The 21,664-nt window shown below is 56.3% G+C and carries 16 protein-coding genes; 4 read left to right on the top strand and 12 right to left on the bottom strand.

The window, feature by feature from the left end; all coding sequences use genetic code 11:
• Positions 1 to 23: 23 nt before the first annotated feature.
• Positions 24 to 2,588, top strand: a complete 2,565-nt coding sequence (locus VHE34_RS08200; RefSeq protein WP_325586585.1) for a DUF3857 domain-containing protein — start codon at positions 24 to 26, stop codon at positions 2,586 to 2,588.
• A gap of 23 nt (positions 2,589 to 2,611) precedes the next feature.
• Here the strand turns inward: VHE34_RS08200 and VHE34_RS08205 are convergent, their stop codons facing one another.
• The 4 genes from VHE34_RS08205 to VHE34_RS08220 form a co-directional block, all read right to left on the bottom strand.
• The gene (locus VHE34_RS08205) at positions 2,612 to 3,727 is read right to left on the bottom strand and encodes a TIGR03118 family protein (protein WP_325586587.1); all 1,116 of its coding nucleotides are present in this window, start codon (positions 3,725 to 3,727) and stop codon (positions 2,612 to 2,614) included.
• A 198-nt stretch (positions 3,728 to 3,925) separates the two neighbouring features.
• Entirely contained in the window at positions 3,926 to 4,744 is an 819-nt protein-coding gene (locus VHE34_RS08210; protein WP_325586589.1) for a sugar phosphate isomerase/epimerase, read from the bottom strand.
• 77 nt (positions 4,745 to 4,821) lie between these two features.
• Positions 4,822 to 5,340 carry an RNA polymerase sigma factor gene (locus VHE34_RS08215; protein ID WP_325586591.1) on the bottom strand — a complete coding sequence of 173 codons (519 nt, stop codon included), beginning with the start codon at positions 5,338 to 5,340 and terminating at the stop codon, positions 4,822 to 4,824.
• A gap of 99 nt (positions 5,341 to 5,439) precedes the next feature.
• Positions 5,440 to 6,420 carry a hypothetical protein gene (locus VHE34_RS08220; protein WP_325586593.1) on the bottom strand — a complete coding sequence of 327 codons (981 nt, stop codon included), beginning with the start codon at positions 6,418 to 6,420 and terminating at the stop codon, positions 5,440 to 5,442.
• Between the two features lie 80 nt (positions 6,421 to 6,500).
• Between VHE34_RS08220 and VHE34_RS08225 the strand changes: the two genes are divergently transcribed.
• Positions 6,501 to 7,547 (top strand): Gfo/Idh/MocA family oxidoreductase, encoded by a 1,047-nt coding sequence (locus VHE34_RS08225; protein WP_325586595.1) that lies wholly within the window; start codon positions 6,501 to 6,503, stop codon positions 7,545 to 7,547.
• A gap of 198 nt (positions 7,548 to 7,745) precedes the next feature.
• On the opposite strand, the gene VHE34_RS08230 is transcribed toward VHE34_RS08225, so the two are convergent.
• On the bottom strand, positions 7,746 to 9,101 hold the full coding sequence (locus VHE34_RS08230; RefSeq protein ID WP_325586597.1) for a serine hydrolase: 1,356 nt from the start codon (positions 9,099 to 9,101) through the stop codon (positions 7,746 to 7,748).
• 31 nt (positions 9,102 to 9,132) lie between these two features.
• Positions 9,133 to 10,404: an MFS transporter gene (locus VHE34_RS08235; protein WP_325586599.1), complete on the bottom strand. Its 1,272-nt coding sequence runs from the start codon at positions 10,402 to 10,404 to the stop codon at positions 9,133 to 9,135.
• Positions 10,405 to 10,504: 100 nt separating this feature from the next.
• Here VHE34_RS08235 and VHE34_RS08240 point away from each other — a divergent pair, with 100 nt between their 5' ends.
• Entirely contained in the window at positions 10,505 to 13,219 is a 2,715-nt protein-coding gene (locus VHE34_RS08240; RefSeq protein WP_325586601.1) for a bifunctional YncE family protein/alkaline phosphatase family protein, read from the top strand.
• Here the strand turns inward: VHE34_RS08240 and VHE34_RS08245 are convergent.
• The 4 genes from VHE34_RS08245 to VHE34_RS08260 form a co-directional block, all read right to left on the bottom strand.
• Positions 13,216 to 13,638, bottom strand: a complete 423-nt coding sequence (locus VHE34_RS08245; RefSeq protein WP_325586603.1) for a pyridoxamine 5'-phosphate oxidase family protein — start codon at positions 13,636 to 13,638, stop codon at positions 13,216 to 13,218. The two genes, VHE34_RS08240 and VHE34_RS08245, sit on opposite strands and share 4 nt — an antisense overlap.
• A gap of 87 nt (positions 13,639 to 13,725) precedes the next feature.
• The gene (locus VHE34_RS08250) at positions 13,726 to 16,092 is read right to left on the bottom strand and encodes an FtsX-like permease family protein (protein WP_325586605.1); all 2,367 of its coding nucleotides are present in this window, start codon (positions 16,090 to 16,092) and stop codon (positions 13,726 to 13,728) included.
• Between the two features lie 6 nt (positions 16,093 to 16,098).
• Positions 16,099 to 17,370 carry a DUF1501 domain-containing protein gene (locus tag VHE34_RS08255; RefSeq protein ID WP_325586607.1) on the bottom strand — a complete coding sequence of 424 codons (1,272 nt, stop codon included), beginning with the start codon at positions 17,368 to 17,370 and terminating at the stop codon, positions 16,099 to 16,101.
• Between the two features lie 3 nt (positions 17,371 to 17,373).
• On the bottom strand, positions 17,374 to 19,095 hold the full coding sequence (locus VHE34_RS08260; RefSeq protein ID WP_325586609.1) for a DUF1800 domain-containing protein: 1,722 nt from the start codon (positions 19,093 to 19,095) through the stop codon (positions 17,374 to 17,376).
• 102 nt (positions 19,096 to 19,197) lie between these two features.
• Here VHE34_RS08260 and VHE34_RS08265 point away from each other — a divergent pair, with 102 nt between their 5' ends.
• Complete coding sequence (locus VHE34_RS08265) at positions 19,198 to 19,584, top strand: hypothetical protein (protein ID WP_325586611.1); 387 nt, start codon at positions 19,198 to 19,200, stop codon at positions 19,582 to 19,584.
• Here the strand turns inward: VHE34_RS08265 and VHE34_RS08270 are convergent.
• Together VHE34_RS08270 and VHE34_RS08275 are read right to left on the bottom strand one after the other, a co-directional pair.
• Positions 19,502 to 20,419 (bottom strand): hypothetical protein, encoded by a 918-nt coding sequence (locus VHE34_RS08270; protein ID WP_325586613.1) that lies wholly within the window; start codon positions 20,417 to 20,419, stop codon positions 19,502 to 19,504. The genes VHE34_RS08265 and VHE34_RS08270 overlap by 83 nt on opposite strands.
• Positions 20,392 to 21,528, bottom strand: coding sequence for a family 16 glycosylhydrolase (locus tag VHE34_RS08275; protein WP_325586615.1), 1,137 nt, complete (start codon positions 21,526 to 21,528; stop codon positions 20,392 to 20,394). Before VHE34_RS08275 ends, VHE34_RS08270 begins: the two co-directional genes overlap by 28 nt.
• Positions 21,529 to 21,664: the final 136 nt, after the last annotated feature.

The raw sequence follows: 21,664 nt of genomic DNA on the forward strand, positions 1-21,664 counted from the left end.
TGCCCCCCTTTTTATTATTTTACATGATGCGTATCGCATTGTCCATCATCCTAAGCTCGTTCTTCTTTCTCCCTTTATCCGCCCACCCCGCCGTTACATCCGGCCCGCTCCCCACATGGCTATACACCATACACCCCGACCTGGCCAAAGCTCCGGCTTCCGATGACATCGGCGACGGTTATTATTATCAGCTCTTCGATCTCCAAACCAATCTCCTCAACAAGACCAGGTATACCCACTATATTATTACTATCGCCAATGAATCCGGCATCCAGAATGCATCCGAGGTGTCCGTCACCTTCGCCCCCGAATTCCAGCACGTCGTTTTCCACCGCGTCGCTATTATCCGCGAAGGAGCCACCCTCGATCAGCTGAACCTCTCCCGCATCAAGGTCATCGAAGAAGAAAAAGGATCGGACGAATTTGAATACAACGGATTAAAAAGGGCATTCCTTACCCTGAAAGATGTTCGCAAAGGAGACCGGATCGATGTGGCTTACTCGGTTATTGGCTTCAACCCCGTTTTTGGGAACAAATATTCCGACGACTTTTCGTTCAGCACATCCACCGCCGTTTGTAACTACTATAAGACTATTCTCACCCCCGCTGACCGTCCCCTTCATATCTTGCCGGTCAATAACGCCCCCGCACCCGTCGAACAGCGCCAGGGAAACACCATCTCCTACGTCTGGACCAACCCTTCACTCCGGTCCTATGATACCGACGCGGATGTTCCCTCCTGGTTTGATAAGTCGCCTGCCATCTATATTACAGAGTACAAAAATTGGGCAGAAGTCATCGATTGGGGCATCAAAACATTCAAGAATTATCGGTTCTCTCTCCCCGCCTCTCTCCATCAAAAGATCGACGCCTGGCGCGGACAGGCAAAGGGCGACAAAGACCTCTTTGCCAATATAGCCAATCGCTTCGTACAGAACGAGATTCGCTATCTCGCCATGGAGATCGGCGTCAATACCCACCAACCCCACGATCCGGCCGATGTATTCAACCAGCGTTTTGGGGACTGTAAGGACAAGGCCTTCCTCCTCACCGCGATCCTCCGGCAGGAAGGCATCCCCGCCTCCGTCGCCCTCGTCAGCACCGACACCCGCGGCAAACTCACCGATATCGCCCCCTCACCCCGCGACTTCGATCACGCCATCGTCGCCATCCGCCGGGCAAAAGGGGTATATACCTATGTCGATCCGACAAACTCGGGACAGCGCGGAGAACTTGCCGACCTTTTCATCCCCGCCTACGGCTACGCTCTCGTGCTGGAAGACGGCGAGACCGGCCTCGAACCCGTTACCCCGGGCCGGACCAACGACTATACCATCACCGAACGCCTCGTCGCAAAATACTATGACACGTCGCGGTTCGACGTCACTTCCGTCTACACCGGCGGCGCAGCCGACGATGTCCGCGGCTCTTATGCGGAGAGCAGTCTTAAGGATATCGAAGACAGATACCGCAAATATTATGCATCCCTTTTCGAAGGCATTCGCCAGACCACGCCCATCACCTTCGATGATGACAGTACCGGGAACAAATTTTCGGTCCACAAGCAGTACGCGATCCCACAGCTCTGGAACACCGATAAAAAGGGCAAGAAATATTTCGAATTTTCCGCCAGGATACTGGATCAGGCCCTCCCCGATCCCGCCGATGCCGGCGAAGGCGAACCCCTCGCACTGGACTATCCCTACAATGTACATTACACGCTCCACCTGACCCTTCCCGAAGACTGGGACTTCGGTGGCGGCGAGCTCCATATAAAGAACGACTCCTACCAGTTCGATTTCACGCCTGTCGTCAAAGGCAATGAAATGACCCTCACCTATACCCTCAGGACTTTCAAAGACAATATCCCTGCAGCCTCCATCGGCCAGTATAAAGAGGACTACAAGAATATGCTCGCCAAGATCTCTTTCCAGCTGTACAAGAACAGCACACCCGATGGCTCCGCTTCCGAAGAGACGTCCACACAAAAGGAAACCGCAGCGGCCACCGTCTCCCGGACATGGAAGGTTGGCTGGCCCGCCATATGGCTCACCTTCTTCTTCTCCCTCTTCTTCTTCCGTCTCTTCGCCTGGCTCAACGCCCGCGCGGAAGAAACCCTCTATGCCCCCGGCACCGGCTACCCCCTCGGCGGCTGGATCGTCCTGCTCGGGATCAGCATCGCGATAAATCTCTTCATCGAAGGACTTAACCTCTTCCGGGAGAACTATTACAGCAATGACAATTGGGTCCTCTTCGGAAACACCGGCGGACTCAATCTTCAATATCTTTTCCTCTCGGAACTGGCCCTGCACCTCACCTTCATCGCCGGCGGCGCCGTGGTCCTGTTCTGGTTTATAAAGAAACGGGATATTTTCCCCCGCATGTTCCTCTGGTACATTGGCATCCTGCTTTCAGGCCGCCTCCTGCTCATCCTCCTCTATACCTTCATCCCCATTCCCTCGGTCCTGAACACCTATCGCTACGAATTGACGGCCCATTTCATCCGCACCATCCTCTACGCAGCCATCTGCGTCACCTATGTTCTCAAGTCAAGCCAGATAAAAAGCACCTTCCTCGAAAAAGTATAGGGGCCGCCCGCGGCCCCTATACTCTACTGCTTTAACAAATACCCAAACAATCCGTCACTTTCACCCGCAGGCCCCGCAGTAAAATACAACCGCTTCGGGTCGACAGTCGTCGCCGTCGTCGGCGCAAACCCGATCGCCCAAAGCCCATCGATAACAATCGTTTTGTTATGACTCTTCAACTGCCCCAAATACTGCCCATCCTGCGCAAACACATTGATCCGCCCATCTCCAAAATTTCCGATCAGGATCACCGGCGCGGAAACATCATCCTTCCCTTCCCCCTTGCCCATATGCCCCTTGCCGCCGTCATCACCCATATCGTTCTCTTCCAGGAACCCGGCCGGCGCCATCGCCATACCCCAGGGCGCATTCAAAGTCCCACGGGAGGCGAACCGCCGGACAAAGGAACCATCCGGGTTGAAAATATCCACAAACCCAAGACCCGGACCATCGGCTTCATCCCCATCCTGCCCCTGCTTGGCAAAACTCACGAACAACCAGCTCCCGATCGCCTGGATATTGAAAGGCGCATATCCCGCAGGGATCGCGCCATCATGGAACGGCATCGACACCGGGGTAAAAGTGGTGTCCCAAACATCGATCTTGCCACTCTTGAAATTGGCGGCATAGATAAAGTTGCCCCCGCCGGTCGAAGCCAACGCCAGCCCCTTATAGATCGCATTCGCCGATTCATCCTTGATCCGCAGTGCGTTATTCCCCGCCGCGCCATTCCACCCCGATAATACCCCATCCTCACCGACAAACAGGAAATTGGAGCCCGCACGATTGGCCAGCGTAAAGCCCTTACCACCACTAAAAACGATCCCACTCGGCTCACCGCCCATCGTGTCGGTAGGCGACGGGATACGCACCGGCGTCCGGACAATAGCGCCTTCCGCCGTATACAACTCACTGACATGACACCCATTGGAGTTCACCCAGGCAATACCCGTCGGCGACCAGGCCAGTCCCCAGGCGTTTTGCAAGGTCGTGTCCACCAGCTTCGGTCCGTACATAGCCTTATTGGCAACGAGATTCACCTGCTCGAAATTCCGCAGGTCGTCCTTGTCGATCACTCTTTTATGACAGGAGATCCCAAACAGCAGCGTTAAGATCAGCAATCCTTGAAAGCTTTTCATAATCAGCAATTTTTTAAAGTTAGAATGGATTTGATACACGAAGAATCCCTTCGCGCGGTAGCGATAGTCAGTCAACCGGCCGGCCGGCCCATTCTACGGTGGGAAACAAAAAACGAACGGAATTTCCTTGAAGGCAGTTGCCTGTACCGCAACTGTCAGAATACAATCACCATTTTCCACTATTGTATCGCCCGGGGCCTACTGCAAGGTCCGGACCACACCCCGGAAATACCCCGCCGACTCGGCAATCCCCGGCAACGGGTCGTTCATATCCAGCTCGTGCTCGATACTGCAATATCCACTGTACCGGATATGCATAAGTGCTTTTATAAGTCCAACGATGTCCAATACGCCCATCCCCAGGTCGATCGCATGCTCCTCCTTAGCGATCACCGACAGGTCCTTCATATGCAAGTCCAACACCCGGGTCGAATAATCCCGCACCATCTTCACCGGATCACCGCCCGCCCGGGCCGTATGCCCGATATCCACGCAAAGCCCGATCCGCGGATCGAGTCCCTTGATGTGCTCATAGACCTCCGCCGGCGTCGGAAACACATCGTCCGGCCCATGATTATGTATCGCCAACCGGATATTATGGGTCTTCACCTTCCCTTCGGCGTACGGCAGCAACTCGGGGTTCGGCACCCCCACGATCAGGTCCACCCCCAGCATCTTCGCATATTCGAACGCCCTGTCCACCTGGGCCTGACTCTTCATATAAATAACGCCCGCGGCATAGATGCGGATGCCCGCCGCCGAAAATTTGGCCGCCACCCCCTTGATCACATCCGCAGAACTATCCAGCGGCAAATAAAAATCCTTGATCGACAAGGCCTCGATCCCCACCCGCTTCATCATCGCAATCCCCTGGTCCATCGGCACATGCAAAAAACTATACCCTGCGATCCCAAGCTTCAAAGGCAACGCCGGCGAAGCCGCCGGCGAAAGGGCCGGAAGCCGTAGCCCAAGGGCACCCATCCCCGCATTACGTATAAATCTTCTTCTGTCAAGCATAAAAAAAGGATCCGCATAAACGGACCCTTCGAATATAAGATAAATTGGTCCATCACAAACCACCTCCCCGGTTTAAATTAAAAAAGGGCGACCACCTGCCGGATATGACGAAAGGCCTTCGTCACATGATCCTCGACAGTTTTGACGGAAATATGCAGCTGCTGCGCGATCTCTTTATTGGAGAACCCATGAAAGGCTTTTAAAGTGATCACCCGTTTCCGGACGGAGGGCAGGGTCTGGATGGCTGCATTCACTTCCCCGGCACGCTCCTGGTACAAATCGTTCACCGGTTCGCTCCCGACGGGCAAATGCCGGCCCGCCTCCGCTTTCAGCTTCTTCTGCGTAGCCTCCTTCTTCAAATGATTGATCAGCACGCTACGGCCAACAATGAATACTCGCTTCTCCAGCTCATGATCAAGAGAAAGGGACTCCCGGTATTGCCAAAGCCGCATAAAGGACTGTTGCGTAAGATCCATCGCCGTATCGTGAAAATACACCCGTTTGAGGAACCATCGGAATAATCTCGCATGAAACAACTTATACACCTCAATGAACACAGCATGATCGCCTTCGCGGAAAGAAGCAGGAATTTCCATAACCGCCGCAAATTGCGGCATTTCAATTTTAGCACTCGCACCTCCGTTAGGCTTAACTCAAAGATAATTCAACCACAAAAAAAAGGCGCCATGCGCCTGTTAACGATGATGATGCTCCCGCTCACCCCCACCATGCGGCTGCCCACCCGGCCGGGCCTGCGGCATCGGCCTGGGCTGAGGCTGCTGCTGACGCTGCTGCGGCATCGGCCTTGCTTGCTGTGGCATCGGCCGCGCCTGCGGTCTGTTCATCTGCGGCTGCGGACGATTGACCGGCCTGCCGGGCGCAGCCCCAGGCCGATTCATCACCGGGCGATTATCAGTCGGCCGATTCACCACCGGTCGATTCACAGCCGGTCGATTCACCACCGGTCGATTCACAACCGGTCGATTCACCACCGGCCGACTCACAGCCGGCGTAGCCGGCCTCCCATGATTCAAACTCGCAAATCCACCCCGATCCCGCATCGCCGCCTGCTGATGCTGCATCTGCACAGGCGTCCGCTCAACATGCCGCTCATTCATCGCCGCCTGCTCCCGCGAATTCGGCCGGTAATTCACCCCGCCAGGTCCCCCATTATAACTCACGCGGTTCACCGTGACATTGTTGACCACCCTCCGGTTGACATAAGTATTATGGATCACCGTCGTATTCACACGAGTCACCGCCGTATTATACCGGAAGCGACCACCATACCATTCCCCGCCATAATATCCCGTACCGCCATACCCGCAACCATAATTGATGCCACCGTAATATCCCACATGCGGTCCCCAATATCCCACATGCCAGGAATACACGCCACCATTCCAACCCCAGTATCCAGGCGTCCAATACAAACCAACCGAGGGAGGCGCCGACCAATAACCCGGCACCCAATAATAGTCACCGGCATCCTCATCCCAGGCCCAGTAACCGGGTATCCAAAGATATCCCTCCACCGGGCAAGGTGGCTGTACGTATACCGGAATTGCAGGAGGCGCAACCCGTACGGATATGCCGACACTTACTTGTGCATCCACTTGTATCGCCATCAAGCTGACGGCTAACAATAAAGTGAGTGATAGAACGGTCTTTTTCATATATTTAAATTTGAACCACAATAGTTAATACAATAACACAGCCAGACATGAAGAAAATTTCGTACTACGTTGTAAACCTTATGTTAATACTCACAACGTTTACCGTCTATGGGCAAAAAGTTCTACACGTAGGAGTAGTCGGTCTCACACACGACCATGTCCACAATATCATGCACCAATCCAAACGCGGCGAAGTCATCATCGCCGGTATCGCCGAATCCGACCCACAACTCATCGCCCGTTATAAAAAGTCATATCAGCTTCCCGATTCCCTCTTCTATCCCGATCTTCAAACCCTCCTCAGCCACACCCACCCCGACGCAGTGCTCGCCTACAACGCCATCTCCGAACATCTCGCCGTCGTCGAAGGCTGCGCGCCCAAACACATCCCCGTCATGGTCGAAAAGCCGCTGGCCACAACGGTAAAAGACGCCGATCGCATCGCCGCCCTCGCCGCACAATATCACATCCAGGTGCTCGTAAACTACGAAACCACCTGGTACGACACCAACCAGCAGATCTTCGAAATGGTCAACCAGGGCGCCATCGGCATCCCCCGTAAAATCATCGTCCACGATGGTCACGAAGGCCCCAAAGAGATCGGCTGCAGCCCCGACTTCCTGAACTGGCTCACCGACCCGGTTAAGAACGGCGGCGGAGCCATCCGTGACTTCGGCTGCTATGGCGCCAACCTCATGACCTGGCTCATGCACGGCAAAGCCCCCATCGCAGTCACCGCCGTCACCCACCACATAAAACCCTCCATCTATCCAAAAGTAGATGACGACGCCACCATCCTGCTGGAATACGCCGACGCAACCGGCATCATCGAAGCCTCCTGGAACTGGCCCTTTAGCATAAAAGACTGGGAAGTGTTCGGAACTACCGGCTACCTGCATGCGCTGAACGGCCGCCAGCTGGTCAAACGCGAAAAGAATTCTTACGACAGCGTCGCAGTCCACCCCGCACTCTATCGGGACAATATCCCCTACCTCGCCGACGTCCTCGCCGGCAAGACCGATCCGGGCAACGATCTCTCCTCTCTGCCCAACAACCTCATCGTCGTTCGCATCCTCGAAGCGGCCTCACAATCCGCCAAAGAAGGCCGCCGGATCGAACTACATTAAAATTCATGACGATACCTTCGCATTTCAAAAAAAAAGCTATCTTAGTACGTCCGCTCGAATAAGTGTTTTCTCCTTATCATTCTTATCGCTTCCTCTGCCCCTGGACCCCAGGGTCTAACCGAACGCATTTTACCCCGACCCATACCGGCTGGGATGCTCCGGACCATCTCCGTTGCTGTCCTGGTCGGTTTTTTTTGCCTAGTGTAAAGCTCTAAGTACTTCAGGAACAAACGTATCAGGATTCAGCTTACTCCCCTGCTCGCAAGCCAGCCGTACCATCACCAGGTCTTTCGACGGTATCACCCAAAGATACTGCCCCTCATACCCCTCACAGGCAAAACAGTCCTCCGGCAACTCAGGATGCCGCCTTTTCCCGCCAACACCATGATTCAACCACCACATCCCCCCATAACTCTCCCCCGTAGTCGTCCATCGCACCCACCCCTCCGGCAATACCCGCTGCCCGTTCCAAACCCCGTCATACAGGTATAACAGGCCAAACCGCGCCCAGTCCCTGGCATTCGCATAACAATACGACGACCCCACATAGGTCCCCGATCCGTCCAGTTCCATCAAAGCGCTATACATCCCCACCCGTTCGAACAGCTGCTGATAGGGGAAATGATAGTATTCCCCATCACCCACCGCCTTTCGAATGAGGACGGAAAGGATATTCGTCGTACCGCTGGAATAGTTGAAGACCGCACCCGGCGTATTCCGCAGACTGCTCCGCATCGCATACTCACCCATATTGGATTCCTTGAAAAGCATTCGCGTGGCATCGCTCGGGCCTGCATAGAATTCCCACCACCGCAGCCCGCTGTTCATATGCATCAGCTCGGCCGGCGTGATCGAATGCCGGTCATCATGCACCCATCCGGCAACCGGCGCCGGCGTATCGAGCGCAAACTTCTTCTGCCCGACAAGGATGCCGACCAACGCACTGGTGATCCCCTTCGTCATCGACCAGCCGGTCAATCGGGTATGCCGGTCAAAACCGGGGGCATATTCCTCGGCGACCAATCGCCCATGATAAACGATCACCACGGCCCTGGTCCCCGTCACCGGCGCACCCCCTTCACCAAACGCAAACCCAAGCGCAGTACGCAGCTTCACCGTATCCACCCCCTCCATCCCACCACCCGCCGTCACACGGTCGCCCATCGGCCAGTCCACCGTATCGGGATTGATCGCCGGCGGGGCCCATCGCGGAATATGCTGCTCCCGCAAAGCCTCCTCACTCACATCCCCCGTCACCAGCGTGGCCCCCAGCTTCCACCGGTAGATCGCCTTCCGGCTGGCAAGCCCCAGCACGGAAGCCGTCACGCTGCTGTCCTGCGCATCGATGGCGCAGGAAGCAAGATCCACGGGAAAAGAGCCAAGGTCCTGCTTCAACACCTGGTTGGCAGGCCGTCCCGCGGCAAACACCGCCGAGCAGGCTACCTTCGCCGCATAACCGCTGATGATAGGCAGGCTCTCCCAGATAAGAACAAGAAAGGCTATCAGGAAAACAAGAAGAAGGAATTTGAGAATGAGCTGGATCCGCTCCCGCATCTTTTTAGCCGAAAATTTAGGACAATTTCCCCTAAAAACCCACACAATGCTCCTTAACCGAGGCGTCATTGGCCCCACGCCGGTACCGCCGTAACCGGGGAACGGCTAACAACAGCGCCGGGATCACCACCATCAGCACGCCATTGATCAGGATCATGGTCTGCAGACCGATCCGGTCTGCCCCGGCGCCGATCAGGTAGGATGCCACAGGCTGCAACCCAAAAATGATCATCAGAAAGACGCTCACGATCCGCGCCCGCATGCCCGGCGGGGTCATCTCCTGCGCAAGCCCGATGGATAAAGTCACCACATTCGCCGCCCCAAGACTCGTCATACATTGACAAACCATCGCCACCCACAGACTATGCGTAAAGGAAAAGGCGGCATACCAGGCTCCGCTCCACATCAGCGCTCCCCCAATAGCGATGCACGAGCGCTTCATCTGTTGCAGAAAAGGCAACACGATTAAGATACCGATCAACGCCCCGCCCCCTGCAGCCCCCAGCAGCCGTCCAAGAGTTCTTGCATCGCCTTTTAGCACTTCCGACGAGACAGCAGGTAACAGCTGGATCGTGGAAAGCCCGAAAAAGGCCTGAACCGCCGCAAAGACGACGATCAGCCGCAAAAAAGGATGCCGCGTAAAGAATTTCCACCCTTCCCTGAATTGCTGCAGCCCCTTCCCCGTCACCGGCTCCTTCGTCGCCTTCGAATGCACCGCCAGCAGGCAGATGATACACACGATGAGACTGACCCCATTGAGCCAGAACGAGGTCGCCACCCCCACGGTAGCGATCAGGTAACCCGACAGCGCCGGCCCCACCAGCCGGGTCAGCTGGGTCAGCGAATTGTTCAGCGCGATCGCCTTCCGGATATTCCCCTCCCCGGCAATATCCGCAATAAAAGCCTGCTCGGCCGTCACATCGAACGCGGATACTACGCCAAGAAAAAAAGCCAGCGCGTAGACATGCCAGAGCCGCAACAACGAGCTTTCCACCAATAAAGCAAGGATAAATGCACAGGCCATGATCAGCACCTGCGTCACCAGCAGGATCCGCCGCCGGTCATACCGGTCGGAAAGAACTCCCACCCAGGGCCCAAAAAGAAAAAAGGGGAGCTGTGAATAAAATGCGACGCCCCCCAATGCGGTGGCGCTATGCGTCAGCTGCCAGACCACCCAGGCCTGGGCCGTCTGCTGCATCCAGTCCCCGATAAGACTGACGCCGTTGCCGGTGAGATACACCCGCATGTCCCGCTTCCGCAGCACCGTAAAATTGTCGATCAATACCTGCCAAACGCCGTCCAATTTTTCGATTTAATCCTAAGGTAATAATTGTACACTACTTTTAACCCTCAAAAGGGCCCCGGGCCCTTTGGCCGAAGACCCAAAATTAAATATTATAGCAATGTTCACCCGCCTCCTACTGCCTGTCTCGCTGTTGCTCGCCCTCACCGCCCAGTCACAGCACACCTATCCCGTCCTCTCCGTGCCCGGCGCCGCCGATTACACCCACATCGACGCCGCGGGAACCAGCGTCCTCCCCAGTGGCCGCCTCTGCACACCCGCGGGCCAGACAATCACGATCACCCACGACCCCTTCGGCATGGCGGTCTCCCCCGACGGCGCCACAACCGTAACGCTCCACGACGGGGTATTCACCATCATCGATAATAAGACCCTCACCAACACCCGCGTCCCCTCCTACGACGGCGCCATCCGCTCCCCCCTCTCGAAAGGCTCCTTCCTCGGAGTGGCGTTCCTCCCCGATTCAAAAACGGTCTACCTCAGCGGCGGCGACAACGGCGCCGTCATTGGTTATGATATCGCTACCCTCCAACGCATCGATTCCATCTCCCTCGACGGCCACAACCCCTCCGATACCGTCGACTACCAGGATAGCTTCACTTCCGACCTGCTCTATAACGGCGACAAGAACGAGCTGCTGGTCCTCGACAGAGGCAATTTCCGCCTGGTCCGCATCGACCTGGCGACGAAAAAGATCACCGCCTCCATCCGCACCGGCCGCCAGCCCTTCGGCCTCGCCATCAGCCCCGATCACAAAACCGTTTTCGAAGCCAACGTAGGGTTGTATGACTATCCCCTCCTTCCCGATATCACCCCGGCGAACTACAACAGCAAGGTGATCCCCTTCCACCCCTACGGCGACAATACCCCGCAATCAAAACATGGTTACACGCTCAACGGCCGGAAGATCCCCGGCGTCGGCGATCCGCTCGCCCCCGAAGCAATGAGCGTATACGAGATCGACCTGTCCACCAACACCGTCACGGATCGCTACAAGCCGGGCCACCAGATCGGCCAGATGGTCGAAGGCGCCGAAGTAGTGGGCGGCGCAAGTCCCAACTCCCTGGCGGTTGGCAGTCAATACGCCTATGTCACGAATGCGACGAACGATAATATCTCGGTCATCGACTACCGCAACCACCGTATCGTCAACACCATCCCCATAAAAGTCGATCCCGCAATAGACCGCTACCGCGGCCTCCTGCCCTTCGGCCTCACGCTAAGTAAAGATGAAAGAACGCTCTACGTGGCCCTCCTGGGCTTCAACGCTATCGCCGTCATCCACCTGCCCACGGGCACGACGACCGGCCTCATCCCAACCGGCTGGGGACCCAGCCGCGTCCTTCTTAGCAAAGACGAACAGGATATCTATGTCATCTCCTGCCGAGGCTACGGCGCAGGCCCTAACGGCGGCGCACACTTCGTCAGCCCCGTCCAGGGAACCTATATCGGCGATATCCAGCTGGGCACCTTCCAGAAGGTCCCGGTACCCGATGCAGCACAGCTGACAACCTACACGCAAAAAGCCATCAACAATACCTTCACCGAAACGACCGTCACCGACGATGGCCGCAACCCGCTCCCACCCCTGCAACATCTCCGCAAAAGCCCCATCGAATACATCGTCTATATCACAAAAGAGAACCGTACCTATGACGAGGTGCTCGGCCAGATGCCCACGGGCAAAGGCGATTCGACTTTGGCCCGATTCGGTGTCGGGGTCAACCTCATCGCAAAGGACAAGACGCTATATCATATGAACATCGCCCCCAACCATCTTAAAATGGCGGGTCAGTTCAGCTACTCCGATAATTATTATTGTGACAGCGACGCCTCCATCCACGGCCACCACTGGATGCTCGGGGTCATCCCCAACGAATGGGTGGAGACGAATTCCAGCGTCGACAAAACGGCAAAGATCTTCTCCAAAGCTTCCGGCCGCCGCTTCCCCGGCTCCACCGGCAGCATGGACCCGGAAGACTATGCGGAACGCGGCGGACTCTGGGAAGCCTTCGAACGCAGCCATGTCTCTTTTTATAATTTCGGGGAAGCGAATGAGACGGCGCACGTTCGAGAAGAATGGATGGACACCGCCACCGGCGCGTCTCACGCGGTGATGGTGCCGATGCAGAAAGCGCTCTGGCCCCGCACCAGCCACAACTATGCAGGCTTCAACACCAACGTCCCCGACCAGTTCCGGATGGAACAGTTCGAATCGGAGTTCAAAAAAATGTGGCTCGATGGGAAGCATAAGATGCCACACCTCATCACGATGCAGGTACCCAACGATCATACTGCCCATCCCCGGCCCGGCGATGGCTATCCGTTCATCCACTCCTACGTCGCCGACAACGACCTCGCTATCGGCCGCATCCTCCACTTCCTCTCCCGGACACCGTACTGGAAAAAGATGTTGGTGATCATCACCGAGGACGACCCCCAGGGCGGCGTAGACCATATCGACGCACATCGCAGCATCCTGCTGATGGCAGGCCCCTACGTAAAACACGGCTATACCTCGCACGTGCACGCTAATTTCGGGTCCATCCTGAAAACGATCTATACCATCCTCGATGTCCCCTACGTCAACCAATATGACGCAACGGCCAGCCTCTTACAGGACTTCTTTACCGATAAGCCCGACTTCCGCCCCTACGACCTGGTCTTCCCCTCCACAGAGGTCTTCGACCCGCAAATGGCCATGAAACGGTACAATAAAACGATCGATTGGCGGAAAATAGAGAAGGGACCCGACATGGACGACGAGAAGGAACAACGCGAAGAACACTACAAACAAAAGGGAAAGCTCAATTAAAAACACAACTCGGAGATCTCTACAGGCTCATTGTAATTACTGTATCGGACCCAGGTGGGCTTGACGACAAAATGCACCAACCCCTCCCAGCTGGCGGCCCGCTCGCGCCCGTCGGGATATATCGAATAATACACTTCCCGGTAGCGATCGTCCTCCGGCCCCCCCAGCTCCCGGGCAACACCCTCATACTGGATCGTCGTCTCCTGCTTCCAGCCGATCACCAGCGCCACCCTCGGCCGATCCACGAGATTACGATACTTACGGGCCGACCGCACCGTATCAAAGACGATCTCACAATCCGGCGTAACGTCGATCCCCACCACCGCAGCCTCAGGCTGCCCCGTCACCGCATCGGTCACCGTCGCCAACACCCCGAGCCGATGCGTCCGCATCCGCTCATATAGCAATTCTTTTGTCATCGAGACGGTCACAGGCCGGCTGGCGGAAGGCCCATCATTAGCCGATTTGCGCAAGGGCGTATCTCCCCTCTAAGCCCGAAGCGCAAATCATTCAGTCCGCAACACCTCGGCAGGATTAGCCCTTACGGCGCGTCCAACCTGCCAGCCGATCGTCAGCAGACTCACCACCAACGCCAATAACCCCGTCGCCACAAAAACCCACCACGGCACCGGCGCCTTATACGCAAACTGATCCCGCCAATATTGCATCACCCACCGCCCCAACGGCGCCGCGATCAAAAAGGCGAGACCAACCAATAGCAACAGCTCCCTCGATAGGAGTGAAAATAAAGATCCCATCCCCGCACCCAACACCTTTCGGATACCCACCTCTTTTAGCCGCTGCTCCGCAGCGAACATCGACAAACCAAGCAATCCAAGACAGGAGATCGACACAGCCAGGAATGCAAAAACAACCCCAAGCTTCCCCGTCGTCTGCTCGCTCTTATACAGTTTCGCATATTCCTCATCCGGGAACTGATACGTAAAAGGGAATTTCGGATTCAACTGCTTGCACAGCTTCTCAAGCCCCGCAAGCACTTCGGCCGTCTTTCCCGGCCGGGTCCGGATCACCGCCACCCCATACGCCTCGGCAACATCCCGCCGAAGAATGATCGGCCGGATCGCCTCATGCAGCGACTGAAAATGAAAATCCTTCATCACCCCGACGATCGGTCCCTTCTTTCCCCAAAACGAAAGCACCTTCCCGATCGGATCGGTAAAACCGATCTTCGCCACAGCCGCCTCATTCAAAATAAAAGCATTGCTGTCCGAAGGAAAATCAGCCGAGAAATCCCTCCCCATCGCCATTTGCAGCCGCATCGTCTTGACAAGATCCAACCCGGCATTCTCCACGGCGATGGGAACAGATACTCCTTTCGCCTTTCCTTCCCAGTCCAGGTCCCGCGAATCGTTCCCGAGATTGGTAAAGGGCTCGGACAGCTCACTGACCGCCCCAACCCCAGGCATATTCAACGCCGAAGTTTTGAAAACCGCATATTTGGCGGGAAGATCGCCCTCCAGCTGAACATACAGCAGGTTTTCCCGGTCATACCCAAGGTTCTTATGAAGTACATAGTTCACCTGCTGCGAGATAAGGATGGTTCCAAGGATCAGCATGATCGAAAGCGTGAACTGGAAGACGACAAGCCCCTTCCGAAGCCAGCCCGTTCCAACTCCCGCTGGTAATATCCCCTTCAGTACGCGGATAGGCTGGAAACCGGATAGGAACAAAGCCGGATAACTGCCGCTGACCACCCCGGTCACAAGTACCAGCCCGCCCGCGGCAAGCCAGAAATAATAGTGCCCGACAGGCAAGTGGATCTCCTTACCCGTAAGTCCATTGAACGGAGGCAGCGCAATAAACACCACCGCCAGCGCAAGCACCCCCGCCAGAAAAGCCATCAGGACCGACTCCCCGATAAACTGGAATACCAGCGACCGGCGTTCGGCGCCAAGCACCTTGCGCACCCCGATCTCCTTGGCCCGCCGGGCAGACCGGGCCGTCGACAAATTCATAAAATTGATACAGGCGATCAGCAGGATAAAGGCGGCCACCAGGCCGAACAGCCGCACATATTCGATCCTGCCGCCCGCAGGCATCCCATTTTCAAAACGCGAATACAGATACCGGTCACGCTGCAGCTGTAAGCCCAGCTCCCGCTTAAGATCAGGACTGGAGGGGATATAAGCCTCCAGGAAATGAGTGAGCTCACGATTCACCCTGGCCACATCCGCACCCTTCCGCAACAACACCAGCGTGACCGGGGTCGTATTCCCCCAACCCAGCAGCCAGTCGTTCTCCGCCAAAAAACCATCCCAATTCATCAGGCACTCGAAACGATCGGTGACATTGGCCGGCAGATCGGCAAAGACTGCCGTTACCCGCAGGTCCTTCCGGTTATCCACGCGCACCGTCTTCCCCATCGCGGCAGCCGGACTCCCAAAGAATTCCACCGCCATCTTTCGCGAGATCGCCAGGTTCAATGGCCCGGAAAGCGCCCCCATGACACTGCCTTCCAGCAAAGGATAGCCGAACATCCGGAAATAGTCCGCCCCCGCATAATTGGCAGGCATCTTCAGGACCTTGTCCCCGGCCGAAAAGGTCTGCGGCATGGTCCAGAAATAACTGCTGGTAGCCTCCACATCGGGGATCTTGCGGGCGATCTCCCTCGCCAGCAAACCCTGCGTTGAATACCCTGCATCGGTCTTTCCATTGGCCGTCACCCGGAGCACTGCCGCATACAACCGGTCCGCATTTGCCGGAGGCACATCCCGGTTCCACTCGTCCAGTACCCAAAGCAGTATCAGCAGGCTGCAAGCCATGCCAAGCGAAAGACCCACAATATTGATCGCGGAAAATTTGCTGTTCATCCGGAGATTCCGGAGAGCCGTTTTGAGGTAGTTTTGGAACATATCGTATTAAATTTTCATCACGGCAGCCCTCGTTCCCGTCCACTCGGGAAAAAGGGTATTATCGTCGGAGATCCTCAAATGCCCATCCGCCACCGCACTGAACACCCCCCGAAAATCCGTCGTCACAGGCAGATCCCTTCCATCCTCCAGGTTCTCCACCGCCAGCTCGGCCACATTTCCATGCACCTTCCCCCCTAGGACGTTATTCCCAAGGATAAAGTTACAACTTCCCCGCCCATGGTCCGTGCCTCCCGTCCCATTCTGATGCACCGTCCGCCCAAACTCGGTCATAGTCATCACCGTTACATCGTCCTGGTAAGCGTCCAGATCAGTCCAAAAGGCAGCAATACTATTGCTCAGGTCCCCGACATTCCGCGCAAAAATGCCGTTATCCGTGCCCTGGTTGAAATGGGTGTCCCAGCCGTTCGACTCAGTGAAGGCTACCTCCAGCCCGACATCCATCTTGATCAGCTGCGCGATCTGCCGCAGGGAATTACCCAGTGGGCTCCCCGGGTAGACTGCCCCGCCCGCGGGCCGGTAGCCCCTGAGGTCCGCCTGCTGCAACACCTTCATCGCCTCGAAGCTCTCCTTACCCGTATCACGCAGCAGTCCCGCCGAGGTCTGGTCATACAGCTCTTCGAAACTCTTCGCCGTTGTATTGACCACCGCCGGATTGCCCCGCATTTGGATCGCAAAATCCTGTAGATTGCTGATCGCAACCGACGGATGATCCCCATAGAACGATCGCGGCAAAGCCGAAGTAAGACTCACCGCCGTAAAAGGCGTAACGGCATCATGCCCAAGCAGCCCGACGGCCCTGTTCAGCCAACCGCTGGCCGTCCCCTTATTGAAAGGAGTACCCGACTCCATATAGTCCTGCGCATCGAAATGACTGCGGGTAGTATTGGGACTCCCGATCCCATGCACCACCGCCAGTCTACCCTCCCGGAACAACGGCTCGAAGGCCTTCATGTTGGGATGCAAACCCCACCGGCCGTCGAGGTCGATCAGCACATTCCCTTTCCCGTTCGCGACAGCCGGCACCAGTAGGTTCGGCCGCGCAACCTGCAGATACTCGTCCGTAAATGGCGTGACGGCCATCAGCCCATCCATCGCCCCCCGCTGGAAGATACATACCAGCACCCGCTTCCGCTTATACGGCAGACTCAGCTTCTCGCTCGCCGCAGCCTCCGCCATAAAGGCCGGGATACCCCCCATCAGGCCCACGCCAAACAACGCAAGCCCGCTCCCTTTCAAAAAACCTCTTCTCGAAACCATCGCTTACCTCCTTTGAAATTCAGGTGACCCAATAATGATTCCAACCGCCTGCGCCAACATCCCACGATCCTGCACCATGGCAAAACCATCTCCAGCCGCCGCATTAACCTTTTGCACAAGCCCTGGATCGGTCAATAACGGCGTCAACCGCTTCTCCGTCGCCGCAAGGTCTCTTTCCGGTAATAGTATCTTCCCATAAATAGTCAAAGCCGCCATCGCACTCTCCGGCTCATGCCCATTATTCAACGCCAAAAGATCGATCTGCACCCCCGCGACCCTTCCCGCCGCCAACGCCAATCCAAAATTCATGCGGTTCAACAACGAACCCGTATTGATCCAATAGGTTCCCCGATCCGGAAATCCCGTCGGCGCCTGGTAGTAATATTTCTTCTCCCCCATCCTCGCCACCCAGTTGAACAACGGCAACGGCTGCCGGATATCCCCATTCAATGCCCGCACCGCGCCGATAGCCAACTCAAAGGGCGACTTGGTCTTCTCCCTCAACGCCACAGGACTCCAGAACTCCGGCGACTGCACCATCGTCAGCAGCACCTGCCGGATATCCCCGTTCTTTTCCAGAAAGGTCTTGGCCATCTTCTCCACCAGCGACGCGGGCGGGTCATCGCTGACAAACCGGACTGCGATCTTCCGGCACACAAATCGCGCAGTCGCCGGCTGATGCGCCAGCAGACTCAACAGGGTCACCCCTTCTTCATACCCGCCACCCGCCGGAAAAACATGCCCCAACACCGTCTTCTCTCCCTTATCATGCCGGTTGCTGTTGAAAAAGAAATCCCCATCATGCACAAAACCCCGTTGCGCGATCTGCGCATCCGTGAATTTCGCCAGCCGTGCCATCCCACCTCGCGCAAATTGCCCCATCGGGTAGACGCCCCATCCCGTCAACACTCTCGCCGCCTCCGTCACATCCTGCTGAGTATAGCCGCCGTCTACGCCAAGCGTATGCAGCTCCATCACCTCCCGCGCATAGTTCTCGTTCAACCCCTTCGGCGGCCCACTGCTTTGAAAATTATCAAGGTAGTACAACATCGCGGGCGATTTCGCCGTCTTCAACAACAACTCCGTAAATCGCCCTAACGCATTCGGCCGTATCACATCCCGCTCATACGCCGGGATGAATGGCGAACAGTCATTCTTCGTAAGGGAAACATTGAAATGATTGAACCAGAAATCGGTCATCACCTCCCGCAGCTGGTTCTCGGAATAAGCCGCCCGCAACACCTTCTGACAGAATAGCTGCCGGAACAGGTCCTGCTCCTGCTTCAACCCCCTCTGCGCCATATAAGCCTGTAACATCTCCCGGTATTCCTTGCGGTCCGTTTTGACCGAATCCTTGTTGATCACCCCGTCCTGGATCGCCATCCGCACCACCTGCCCGTTTCGCGGATAAGTATTGGCAACCTGCTCGTTGCTCAGCTCCAACGCATCATAATGGCTGAGCCTTTCCTCCAGTGAGTCATCCGGCAACAGCCCCACGAGCTGCTTCGCAAACCAGTTCTCCAACCCCATCCGCACCACGGTGTCCACCTGCCCCGGCCTCGCGCCAAACGTAAACCGGCTGATCAGATGCGCCGCCGCCTGCCGCTCCGTTAACCCCGCCTTTGCATATGGAAACCGCGCCGCCGGCGCGACACCCGACCCGACGAATGCCCATCCCCCCGTCACAACAAGAGCAACAGCGATCACTTTTATCACAAATTTCATGTACAAGGAATTTCCGGTTGGAAGCCGCCATCAGCAAAAGGTTTAAAAGGATATTAAACCTTTTCACTGGATTGAAGTCCAACACCAAACCCAACAATACACATGAAGCGATCGCTCAGCCTTCTCATTTTCACGCTAAGCCTCGGCTTGACCCTCCACGCCCAGTCCACCGATACGTCAGCCGTAAAAAAACCGAACCCCAACAAACAAGCCGTCCGCCAGCTGAAAATGTTGCAGCAACAGCTGAACCTCACCGAAGACCAGGTGACTCAAATGCAGGTGATCCTCATCCAACGCGATGTCGCCCTCGACAGCCTCCGCAATGACCCCTCCGGCGACCGCCGCTCCAACAGCCACGCCCGCCGCAGCATCAACCACGACGCCGATCAAAAGATAAATGCCCTCCTCACCGCCGATCAAAAGCCCCTTTACCAGCAATGGAAGAAAGCCCAACGCGAACACCGGCGCGAAGCCCGAACCCCGTCATGATCACCTCATTTAATTGCGTCTGTTGCGTCGCCCCGCCCGATCGATAAAGTTCATCGATCCCAATCCCCGTCTCCCACACATTCCCGCTCATCGCAGCAAAGACCTCCAACCCCGTACAAACCCGGTAACCAGCACGACACTCGCCCTCGATGCCAAATCCATCCGCCCGGTGCCGGAAACTGACGGGATGATCAAAATCCGCGATCAGATTCCAATCGGCCTTCGCCCGGTAGCTCACCTGGTGATACGTAACCATCCCCGACACCCGCCACCGGCCGGAGCTCCACAAAGCCAATGCCCGAAAAAATGGTCCATACCAGGATGTCTGATAATAACTATTCAGAAAATCGTACAATCCACCAGGGTCGGTAATAGTGAGATGCTGGCCACTAACCCCGTAGCCCACCGCGGGAACAAGCTCGAATCGCGAACCCGGCCACAACCGGTAACCCGCCCCAGCCCCAATCGAATACCCATACCCACCGCCACCCGAAAAGTCCCCCGAATATTGGACACCATTCCTGTTGTCCTGCGAATAATCCCGGTCCGAAACCCGCCCCGTCGATGTAAACAACCGCAACCCTTCTCCAAACAACACCCATCGTCGCCCCACCCCATACCGCAAAACAGCATCGGCAGAAACCCCGCCAACCCGCCGCCACCTGAGCTCAGAATACACATTCGGCCATCGCCCGGCGCTGTTGCCGGCAATGGACCAGCGCAGGTTCATCGACTGAAAACCACCCGCGACGGCAGCCTCCGGTCCCTGACCACTGGCCCACTGACCGATCAGCAACAACGCGGATATTAATGCACTACCCGAAAATCTTCCCATAGGCTTGCCGTAGTTCGGTTACAGGTCATCCCCTGCGCTCCATTTTCCGAAGAAACAAAATCTCCATTATTACCTTTCAGCGAGAAAGATCCGTCCGCATTATCGATCCAGGTAAACGTTTCCCAGGCCTGGAACGTCGCCCGGTTACAGGTCATCGCCTGCACCCCGTTCTCCGAGGACATATAGTCGCCGTTATTCCCCCGCAACGCGATCTTCCCGTTCCCGGCGTCCACAACCGTCCATTGCTCCCAGCCCTGGGCCACCGTCCGGTCACAGGTAATGGCGCTTGCCCCATTATTGCTGCTCACAAAGTCGTTATTGTTCCCCATGATCGAAATGGTCTGCCCAATGGGCGGTCCCGAATTGGGGGTCATGCTGTATACCCGGACATAATCGACCAGCATCTGCGTCGGCAGACTGCCGTTGTCGATATTATTCCCGGGAAGATCCCCGCCCATCGCCAGGTTCAGGATGATGTAGAACGGATGATGGAAAGCCCCCGTATTATTGATATTGTTGGCGATATTACCGGTCACATAAAGACTGTTATCCACATACCAGCGAATGCTGTTGGCATCCCACTCCACGGCATATACATGATAGACGCCGGGCGTGGTGGTGGTGCTGCTGCCATATTGGACATGCCCGCTCCCGCCATTCCAGTGCATCGTCCCAAGGATCGTATTGGTGGTATTGACATGCTCCATGATGTCGATCTCCCCGCAATCCGGCCAGGGCGTCCCCTGGTTGATACTGGTCCCCAGCATCCAGAAAGCCGGCCAGGTGCCGTTCACCATCGGAAGTTGGATCCTGGCCTCCACGCGGCCGTACGTAATACTGAACTTTCCATAGGTCTCCAGTTTGGCCGAGGTATAAGGCTGCCCGCCGACCGACTGCTGCCGGGCTGTGATCGCCAGGCTCCCATTGCTTACCGTCGCATTGGACGCCTGGTAATACTCCAGCTCATGATTGACACCCGGGTTACCGACATCGACGTTCCAGTTGGCCGTATTCACACTGGTACCGTTGAATTCCTCATCCCACACAAGGGAATACGTGGTCGCCCGCTGGGTCGTGGCTACCCCCGCGTCGCCGGAAGATGAGCGCAAATTTTTCTTACAGGCGATCATACCTGTGATCAAAAGTAAGCAGAATCCTACCCGGGAAATCCCCGGGATTTTAGTTTTGAATGTCATAAAGCAAACGTTTTCTCAATTTAGCCAGCATCCCCGCACCCCTCCCGCA

Origin of the sequence: Puia sp. (assembly GCF_035546395.1) — a bacterium.
Lineage (GTDB): Bacteria > Bacteroidota > Bacteroidia > Chitinophagales > Chitinophagaceae > Puia.

Excerpts from the sequence above, each read along its gene's own strand:
- VHE34_RS08200 (WP_325586585.1), top strand. The coding sequence starts at position 24 with ATGATGCGTATCGCATTGTCCATCATCCTAAGCTCGTTCTTCTTTCTC.
- VHE34_RS08205 (WP_325586587.1), bottom strand. The coding sequence starts at position 3,727 with ATGAAAAGCTTTCAAGGATTGCTGATCTTAACGCTGCTGTTTGGGATC.
- VHE34_RS08210 (WP_325586589.1), bottom strand. The coding sequence starts at position 4,744 with ATGCTTGACAGAAGAAGATTTATACGTAATGCGGGGATGGGTGCCCTT.
- VHE34_RS08215 (WP_325586591.1), bottom strand. The coding sequence starts at position 5,340 with ATGGAAATTCCTGCTTCTTTCCGCGAAGGCGATCATGCTGTGTTCATT.
- VHE34_RS08220 (WP_325586593.1), bottom strand. The coding sequence starts at position 6,420 with ATGAAAAAGACCGTTCTATCACTCACTTTATTGTTAGCCGTCAGCTTG.
- VHE34_RS08225 (WP_325586595.1), top strand. The coding sequence starts at position 6,501 with ATGTTAATACTCACAACGTTTACCGTCTATGGGCAAAAAGTTCTACAC.
- VHE34_RS08230 (WP_325586597.1), bottom strand. The coding sequence starts at position 9,101 with ATGCGGGAGCGGATCCAGCTCATTCTCAAATTCCTTCTTCTTGTTTTC.
- VHE34_RS08240 (WP_325586601.1), top strand. The coding sequence starts at position 10,505 with ATGTTCACCCGCCTCCTACTGCCTGTCTCGCTGTTGCTCGCCCTCACC.
- VHE34_RS08245 (WP_325586603.1), bottom strand. The coding sequence starts at position 13,638 with ATGACAAAAGAATTGCTATATGAGCGGATGCGGACGCATCGGCTCGGG.
- VHE34_RS08250 (WP_325586605.1), bottom strand. The coding sequence starts at position 16,092 with ATGTTCCAAAACTACCTCAAAACGGCTCTCCGGAATCTCCGGATGAAC.
- VHE34_RS08255 (WP_325586607.1), bottom strand. The coding sequence starts at position 17,370 with ATGGTTTCGAGAAGAGGTTTTTTGAAAGGGAGCGGGCTTGCGTTGTTT.
- VHE34_RS08260 (WP_325586609.1), bottom strand. The coding sequence starts at position 19,095 with ATGAAATTTGTGATAAAAGTGATCGCTGTTGCTCTTGTTGTGACGGGG.
- VHE34_RS08265 (WP_325586611.1), top strand. The coding sequence starts at position 19,198 with ATGAAGCGATCGCTCAGCCTTCTCATTTTCACGCTAAGCCTCGGCTTG.
- VHE34_RS08270 (WP_325586613.1), bottom strand. The coding sequence starts at position 20,419 with ATGGGAAGATTTTCGGGTAGTGCATTAATATCCGCGTTGTTGCTGATC.